This is a genomic window from Methanobrevibacter sp. (genome assembly GCF_015062985.1).
GTDB lineage: Archaea > Methanobacteriota > Methanobacteria > Methanobacteriales > Methanobacteriaceae > Methanocatella.
The window spans coordinates 1-6,798 of sequence record NZ_SUTI01000038.1 but is presented as its reverse complement, the minus strand read 5'-3'; the positions used below and the strand labels follow the sequence as shown (position 1 = coordinate 6,798).

Below are 6,798 nucleotides of genomic sequence, written 5' to 3'. Positions count from 1 at the left end.
ATTTCTTCTTTTGTAATGCCCAATACTTCAATAGCGCTTCTGATTTGTTTTTTGGTAGCTCTTGGATCTGCACGGGATGCAGTAATACCAATAGCAATCAGTTTTTGAGTTTTATAATCCAAGACATTGCCGTCCCATACAGTTTCATTAATGTTGGATACCAAATCAAACAAGTCAGGATGGCTGTCTTTTAACTCTCTTATACCTTTACCGTAATATACATCTCCTTTCATACTCTTCCTCTCCAAATAATTTTATTAGTTAATTAATATTTTAAATTTCAAGATATATATTAATAGCTATTTTTTCTTTTCATTTAACAGTTGGTTTTACATTAACAACAATGATTTTCTAGATTTGGATATGGAATGAAAACCAATATAAATTAGTTTTTAGACATCTCAAATGATGCCCATAAAAAAAAATAGAAAAGAAAGTATTTATGGATAAATACTTTCCGGAGGATTTTCCAAATCAATGACTTTTTTATTTTCAAGGTTTTCATGACCTAATGGAGTATGTGTGGACAGATATACGGTAGGATTGTTTTTAATGAAATCCCTGACATTATCCAAGGTTTGTCTTGCCTTTGCAACATCTTCAAAAACAATTGACAGCTTGTTTTCATACAATGCCTCATCGGTATAGGTTACATCACCGTGAAACATGTAGAACAGCCCGTCATCTTCTGCAATAACAATGCTGTTACCTGTTGTATGACCAACGGCTTCAATAAGATATACTCCGTCGACAATCATTTCTGATTTTTCAAAGTTATGGTATTGTCCGTCCTTGAACTCAACAGGGATGATATTGTCTCCTGTGAGATTCATCTCTTCGGCTTCTGTTTTTGAAAGATATACTTTGGCATTTGGAAACTGCCTTAACTCACCGGTGTGATCGGCGTGCTTATGGGTAATCAGAATCTTTGTTATGTCTTCCGGCTTATATCCCAGCTTGTTGAGTGCTGTGAGATAGTCGCTGATTCTCTCTCCCATTGACAGTGGGGTGTTTTCATCCACTTCCATCTGCGGCGCTTCACTTGGCATATCAGTATCTACAAGGATTACTTCATCGCCTGTATCGATAAGGTAGTTCTGGATGCTTGATCGGTATTTTACTGATTCATCAAGGCCGTCCATTCCTTCTCCGCCGAAGGCAAATGTCTGTTTCATGAATCCGTTTTCAAAAGTTTTTACTGCTTTAATTTCCATTATGTCACATCCTAAAAAATGTTATTCTGCTGTTGGACCGTTGATTAATAATTGAGTCAAGTAGTTTTCTTTTCCAAGCATTTTGCATAAATCCAGCTGCTGTTCGCTCCAGTACATGTCATCCTCTTCATCCTTGAGATATACCTTCATCAAATCATATGTGGTTGCATCAAAGATTCCGGAGTCCATTAATTCATTTATGAATGCGATTCCTTCAACAGAGACATTGTAATCATATTCTATGAATTCTACGATATCAGTGAAAACTGGTTTTGCTTCCTGTGCTTCCTGCTTGATTTCACCGCCGAGGTCAAGTATACGGTCCATGAACTGTTCTACAAAGTCTATTTCTTCAGTTGCATGTGTAGTGTATTTATCACCCAATGCCTGAAATCCTAATCCTGCAAAGATTTTTGATTGGATTCTGTGCTGAAATGAATTTGCAGACAAACCTGTTACAATAGCTTGTAATGCTTCAATTGTCTTTTCTTTATCGGCCATAATTTCACCTTAACAAAAATTCTACTTAAGAGTCTTAAGTATATATTTTAATCTGACTTTCTATCAATATAAATTTAATCAATATTCAGCTGCCCTTTCACAATAGTCATGAATCATTTCCCTGAATTTATCCTTATCTTCAGCAGAATAATCCTTAAATAATTTAGATTCAAATTCAACAATAAGATTCAGCAATGAATTGAAAGCTGATTCACCCTTATCAGTTAAACTAAGAATCTTTTTGCCGTTGTTGTCTTTTACAACATCACGTTTTACATAACCATTCTTCTCAAGCCTTTTAATTATCTGGGCAACATTCGATTCTGAAACGAAAAGCAGGTCAGCCAGCTCCCTTTGGGAGAGGTCTTCATGATAATAAATATTGGACAGATAAGTGAAATCCCTGGGGGCAAGGTCATTGAAGTTATCCTTTAAAAAGTTATCATGAATCAGATTGATGTAATTGATAAAATAAAAAACAGGCATTCCATCCAATAGGGCTTCATCAAAATTTAAATCGACCATATACAATACCTCCTTTCATTAATTACTATATTGTCCATTCAAATTTATAAGAATATCACTTCAAATGAAATTAAAAAAACAAAAAAAATTCATTCTATGAATGAATCTATTGATTTGATTACATCACTTTTCTTTTCCAGATATGCAATATGGCCCGCACCTTCAATTATTTCCAGTTGCGAAGTTGGAAGCATTTCATGAACCTTAATTGACTCTTCGGGAGGGTTTATTCCATCATATTCACCAACCAAAATCAAAACAGGTATCTGGACTTTTTCGGCATCACTTACCATATCATAATGGCTCAGAGACGCATAGACGTTTTTTCGTTCATCATTTGTAAGTTCAACTTCACTTCTGTTTCCATTATAGAAGTTGGCCACATCTTCCGGCGTGGTATCAGGTGCATATACCCTTCTTGAAATCAGTCTGCCCATTTCCTTTAAGTCAATGCTGCCGTTGCCATTGTTTTCCTCTGCCGCCTTTTGCATAAGTGAGATTTCACCCTGACCCCGTGTTCCTAAAAGAATTATTTTTGAAAGAATTGTAGGATATTTTTCGGCAGTTTTAAGAGCGATATAAGATCCCATTGACAATCCTATGACAATAGGCTTGTCAAGATTCAATTCATTTATGATTTCCTTTAAATCATCTGCATAGTCATCCAAATCAAATTTTTCAGGTTTATCGCTTTTTCCATGACCCCTGACATCATAAGAGATTACATGATAGGATTTCCTATAATAGTCAAACAAGGGGTTCATGATTTCCTTGCTTGCAAAGATTCCATGAATCAAAATCATGTCCGGACCGGTTCCTGCCTGCTTTAATGAAATGTTAATGCCGTTGACGCTTATTGTTGACTCCACTTTTTGGCCTCCTTGTTAATATATTAAAAATTCCCCTATAAAAATATCCATACTGCCACTTGACAAATTCATCAATAGAAAATAGCATATAGCCATATTCAAGAAATAATTACTTAACACTTATTCAAGGGGAACAATTATGAAAGCAACAGAATTACTTGAAGAAATCAGGGAAAATCTTAAGGATTATCCTATCGAATATCTGAGAAACAAAGTCACAGACGATAGATACAAAGACCCAATAACTAAAAGTTTGGCAAAATACAATTCAGAAGCATGGGATGAGATATTTGCCTTAAACATCACAGAGGATTATGACATTAAAGACGGAGTAGTTGAAAATCTCAAAAAGGATACTGATTACTATTTTGACACTTACGCAGGAGGAGATGAAGAAACAAGAGAATTTACAAAATACATATCTCTTTATTTGGCTTTAATCGCTAAAAGACCACTGCATCCTGTTGGAGACAATCCTACAAAGGACCAGGTATTTATGCAGAATAATGAATACAAATGCAAATCCAGAATAATGAGCATTAAAGAGAAAAATTCAATGTGCCGCTACTGCGTATGTAAAAATGCCGGTTTAGCATTCGGATTTTAATAATAGGGAGCATCATAATGTCAAACGAATATCTGGAGATGTATGATGAATTTGCAAGCATCATTTCAGATGACGAAACCATTACCGGCAATTGTGTTTTAGAGATTCTGAAAAAATATTCATCAAGCATTTCCGTTTTTGACATGATGGAGTTTACATCGCAGGTTATTGAAGAAAACAAATATGTTCAGGAAAGCTATAGGCAGGACAGTCAAAAATCATACATCGAATCCTTTTTATTTAGAATTAAAGACATTCTCAATGACAATAATGATTACAGTCAAAACATCGATGGGGAATCCTTTGGCGAAGCTATTGAAATTCTAAAAACCCACCATAAAACCGGAACTCAAGGCAAAAAAACCAAAGTTCCTCTGATTTTTGAAATAGCTTCATTATATGCAACATTCATTTTAGAGGAACCCATACACCCTGTAGGCACCCCGTTTCCAGGATCACTGAAAGTTGAAAAGGAAAACGGCGAATTTTTATGCCCTGTAAAGGAAGCAAACATCGATACACCAAACGCCGTTTGCAACATATGTCTTGCAGAACAGTTGGACTTCTAAACCAAACGGATTAATATTTTAAAAAAATATTTATGTATCGTAATTTAAAAATCATATCAAATAACTTAAGTATCTTAAGTCATAGTGGTAATCAAAAGGTGATTGCGACATGGACAGAATGCAGATTATCAAAACTAGAAAAAGCGTTAGAACATTTGACGGACAGAAAATCACTGATGAAGATAAAGAAAAACTTCTAAACTACACCAAAACAATCGAAAACCCTTACAATATCCCCGTGGAGTTCATTATACTGGACAGCGAAAAATATAATCTTTCAAGTCCAGTTATAGAAGGCGAGGACACATATATCGCTGCAAAAGTGGCTAAAGTGGACCACTGCGAAGAGGCATACGGATATTCATTTGAAAAAATAATCTTGTATGCATGGAGCCTGGGAATTGGAACCACCTGGGTCGGAGGAACTTTAGACAGACCCCTCTTTGAAAAAGCGGCAGCCACACGGGACAATGAATACATGATGATAGTGACACCCATAGGATATCCTTCAAAAACACAGTCCAAGGTTGACAGCGCGCTGCGTGAAAGCGTTAAGGGCGATGAAAGACTTCCCGCATCAAAGCTATTTTATGAGCATGACTTTTCAACCCCATTAGACCATAGTGAGGATTCTCTTGATGCTGTTCGTTGGGCTCCTTCAGCAGCAAACAGACAGCCTTGGAGGATTGTAAAGGACGATAATGATTATCATTTCTTTTTAGAACACACCATAGGCTATTCATCAGGTGTTGGATGGGATGTTCAAAAGATTGACATGGGAATAGCAATATGCCATTTCCTGTGTGTGAAAAATGGAAATCTGGTTTTTGATGAACCGGAAATTGAAACAGATGAGTATACAGAATACATTGCAACAATATCATGCGAATAATATAGGTGATTAAATGACTAAAAAAATAATAGCTGTTAACGCAGGACCTAGAAAAGGATGGAATACTGATACATTAATTGATGAAGCGATAAAAGGTGCAGAATCTGCAGGAGCAGAAGTGGAAAAATTCAATCTATTCCGCTTGGAAAAATACACCGGCTGCATCTCTTGTTTTGGATGTAAAAAAGAAAAATACAAAGGACATTGCATACGACGTGACGGTTTAACCGAAGTCTTGGATGCTATTCGTGAAGCCGATGGATTGATAATAGGTTCTCCAAATTATCTAAGTGAACTTACAGCATCATTTAGAGCACTTTATGAACGATTGGTCTTTCAGAATCTGACATATAATGCAGATGTCCCGTGCTGCAATGAAAATCCGATTCCAACGTTGCTTATCATGACCAGCAATGCTCCGGACAATGCCTATGAAGTATTGCTTCAAAATTATCAAAACGTATTCAACGGTTTTGTAGGGCCAACTGAAGTTTTCGTATCAGGTGAAACACTTCAGCTTAAAGATTACAGCAAAACCGATTGGCCATGGTTTTTCAATGCTGAGGAAAGATATGAAAGACATGAAACTGTTTTTCCTAAAGAAAGAGAAGCTGCTTTTGAAAAAGGAAAAGAATTAGTGTTAGGATAACATGAAAACATTATATTACACATCAACAGGCAATAACCTATACATTGCTAAGCAGTTGGGCGGAGAACTGATCAGCATCCCCCAACTGATGAAAAAAAATGAGTTTGATATAGAAGATGATGCTGTAGGCATCATTTTCCCTGTTTTTTATGCAACATCTCCCAAGATGCTTAGGGAATTTGTTGAAAAAGTCAATGTCAAAACCGATTATCTGTTTTTAATCACTTCTTATGGAAGCGACGGGGATCAAAATGCATTGAGAATCATGAAAGAAACATTAAATAACAGAGGAATTGATGTTAATTACACAAACTCCGTTTTGATGGTTGATAATTTCCTGCCGACATTTGACATGGCCAATGAAAAGGAATTAAAAAAGAATTTAAACATCATCGGCGAAATTGAATCTATAAAAGAGGATATATTCTCAAGAAGAAATCATATTCATGACAAAAAACATTTTACCGATATTGAAAATATTGAAGTCATATTGGAAACCACAATGACTGAAAAATACCATATCCAAGTAGGTGAAGGCTGCAGCAATTGTGAAATATGTACTAAAGTATGTCCGAGAGGAAATATTGAATTGATTGATGAAAAACCCCATTTCGGAGATAATTGTGACTTTTGTTTAGGCTGCGTTCATCACTGCAAAACACACACATTAACAATTAACGATGAATTGAATCCAAATGAAAGATATAGAAATCCAAATATCAAAATTTCAGAGATTATCAAAAGCAATCAAAACATTTGAATTGAAAATCTAAAAGCAAGATGGTACTGACAAACATTGCAAATAATGATTTTTTGCGAATGTTTCTTTAATTCACAACTTAAAAATAGAAAATAAAGATTATGCAATTCTTATTCTTTAAATTCATTCCATGTAACTGTTGGCATAACAATATAGAAATTATCTACTACTTTTAGTGAAATTTGTTCTACAACATACGAACAGATAAGGGC

Annotated in this window: 10 protein-coding genes; 5 read left to right on the top strand and 5 right to left on the bottom strand. The window is 35.4% G+C overall.

The genetic code is table 11. From position 1 onward, the window contains the following. From E7Z77_RS09620 to E7Z77_RS09600, 5 genes are all read right to left on the bottom strand, one after another. Positions 1 to 233: carboxymuconolactone decarboxylase family protein (locus E7Z77_RS09620; RefSeq protein ID WP_292753526.1), on the bottom strand; the 233-nt coding region annotated here is incomplete at its 3' end. Positions 234 to 440: 207 nt separating this feature from the next. Next, the gene (locus E7Z77_RS09615) at positions 441 to 1,214 is read right to left on the bottom strand and encodes an MBL fold metallo-hydrolase (RefSeq protein WP_292753523.1); all 774 of its coding nucleotides are present in this window, start codon (positions 1,212 to 1,214) and stop codon (positions 441 to 443) included. Between the two features lie 21 nt (positions 1,215 to 1,235). Further along, positions 1,236 to 1,715: a ferritin-like domain-containing protein gene (locus E7Z77_RS09610; RefSeq protein WP_292753520.1), complete on the bottom strand. Its 480-nt coding sequence runs from the start codon at positions 1,713 to 1,715 to the stop codon at positions 1,236 to 1,238. 78 nt (positions 1,716 to 1,793) lie between these two features. After that, the gene (locus tag E7Z77_RS09605) at positions 1,794 to 2,240 is read right to left on the bottom strand and encodes a MarR family transcriptional regulator (RefSeq protein ID WP_292753517.1); all 447 of its coding nucleotides are present in this window, start codon (positions 2,238 to 2,240) and stop codon (positions 1,794 to 1,796) included. An 89-nt stretch (positions 2,241 to 2,329) separates the two neighbouring features. After that, positions 2,330 to 3,109: an alpha/beta hydrolase gene (locus tag E7Z77_RS09600; RefSeq protein ID WP_292753514.1), complete on the bottom strand. Its 780-nt coding sequence runs from the start codon at positions 3,107 to 3,109 to the stop codon at positions 2,330 to 2,332. A 139-nt stretch (positions 3,110 to 3,248) separates the two neighbouring features. Here E7Z77_RS09600 and E7Z77_RS09595 point away from each other — a divergent pair, with 139 nt between their 5' ends. The 5 genes from E7Z77_RS09595 to E7Z77_RS09575 all read left to right on the top strand — a co-directional run bounded on the left by E7Z77_RS09595 (position 3,249) and on the right by E7Z77_RS09575 (position 6,586). Continuing rightward, on the top strand, positions 3,249 to 3,716 hold the full coding sequence (locus E7Z77_RS09595; RefSeq protein WP_292753511.1) for a DUF2115 family protein: 468 nt from the start codon (positions 3,249 to 3,251) through the stop codon (positions 3,714 to 3,716). A 17-nt stretch (positions 3,717 to 3,733) separates the two neighbouring features. Next, the gene (locus tag E7Z77_RS09590) at positions 3,734 to 4,285 is read left to right on the top strand and encodes a DUF2115 family protein (protein WP_292753508.1); all 552 of its coding nucleotides are present in this window, start codon (positions 3,734 to 3,736) and stop codon (positions 4,283 to 4,285) included. Between the two features lie 109 nt (positions 4,286 to 4,394). After that, on the top strand, positions 4,395 to 5,177 hold the full coding sequence (locus tag E7Z77_RS09585) for a nitroreductase family protein (RefSeq protein WP_292753505.1): 783 nt from the start codon (positions 4,395 to 4,397) through the stop codon (positions 5,175 to 5,177). A 13-nt stretch (positions 5,178 to 5,190) separates the two neighbouring features. Then, positions 5,191 to 5,826 (top strand): flavodoxin family protein, encoded by a 636-nt coding sequence (locus tag E7Z77_RS09580; RefSeq protein WP_292753502.1) that lies wholly within the window; start codon positions 5,191 to 5,193, stop codon positions 5,824 to 5,826. A gap of 1 nt (position 5,827) precedes the next feature. Beyond that, on the top strand, positions 5,828 to 6,586 hold the full coding sequence (locus E7Z77_RS09575) for an EFR1 family ferrodoxin (protein ID WP_292753499.1): 759 nt from the start codon (positions 5,828 to 5,830) through the stop codon (positions 6,584 to 6,586). Positions 6,587 to 6,798: the final 212 nt, after the last annotated feature.

Coding starts and splice junctions, on each gene's coding strand:
- E7Z77_RS09575 (WP_292753499.1), top strand. CDS start 5,828: ATGAAAACATTATATTACACATCAACAGGCAATAACCTATACATTGCT.
- E7Z77_RS09615 (WP_292753523.1), bottom strand. CDS start 1,214: ATGGAAATTAAAGCAGTAAAAACTTTTGAAAACGGATTCATGAAACAG.
- E7Z77_RS09595 (WP_292753511.1), top strand. CDS start 3,249: ATGAAAGCAACAGAATTACTTGAAGAAATCAGGGAAAATCTTAAGGAT.
- E7Z77_RS09580 (WP_292753502.1), top strand. CDS start 5,191: ATGACTAAAAAAATAATAGCTGTTAACGCAGGACCTAGAAAAGGATGG.
- E7Z77_RS09605 (WP_292753517.1), bottom strand. CDS start 2,240: ATGGTCGATTTAAATTTTGATGAAGCCCTATTGGATGGAATGCCTGTT.
- E7Z77_RS09590 (WP_292753508.1), top strand. CDS start 3,734: ATGTCAAACGAATATCTGGAGATGTATGATGAATTTGCAAGCATCATT.
- E7Z77_RS09610 (WP_292753520.1), bottom strand. CDS start 1,715: ATGGCCGATAAAGAAAAGACAATTGAAGCATTACAAGCTATTGTAACA.
- E7Z77_RS09585 (WP_292753505.1), top strand. CDS start 4,395: ATGGACAGAATGCAGATTATCAAAACTAGAAAAAGCGTTAGAACATTT.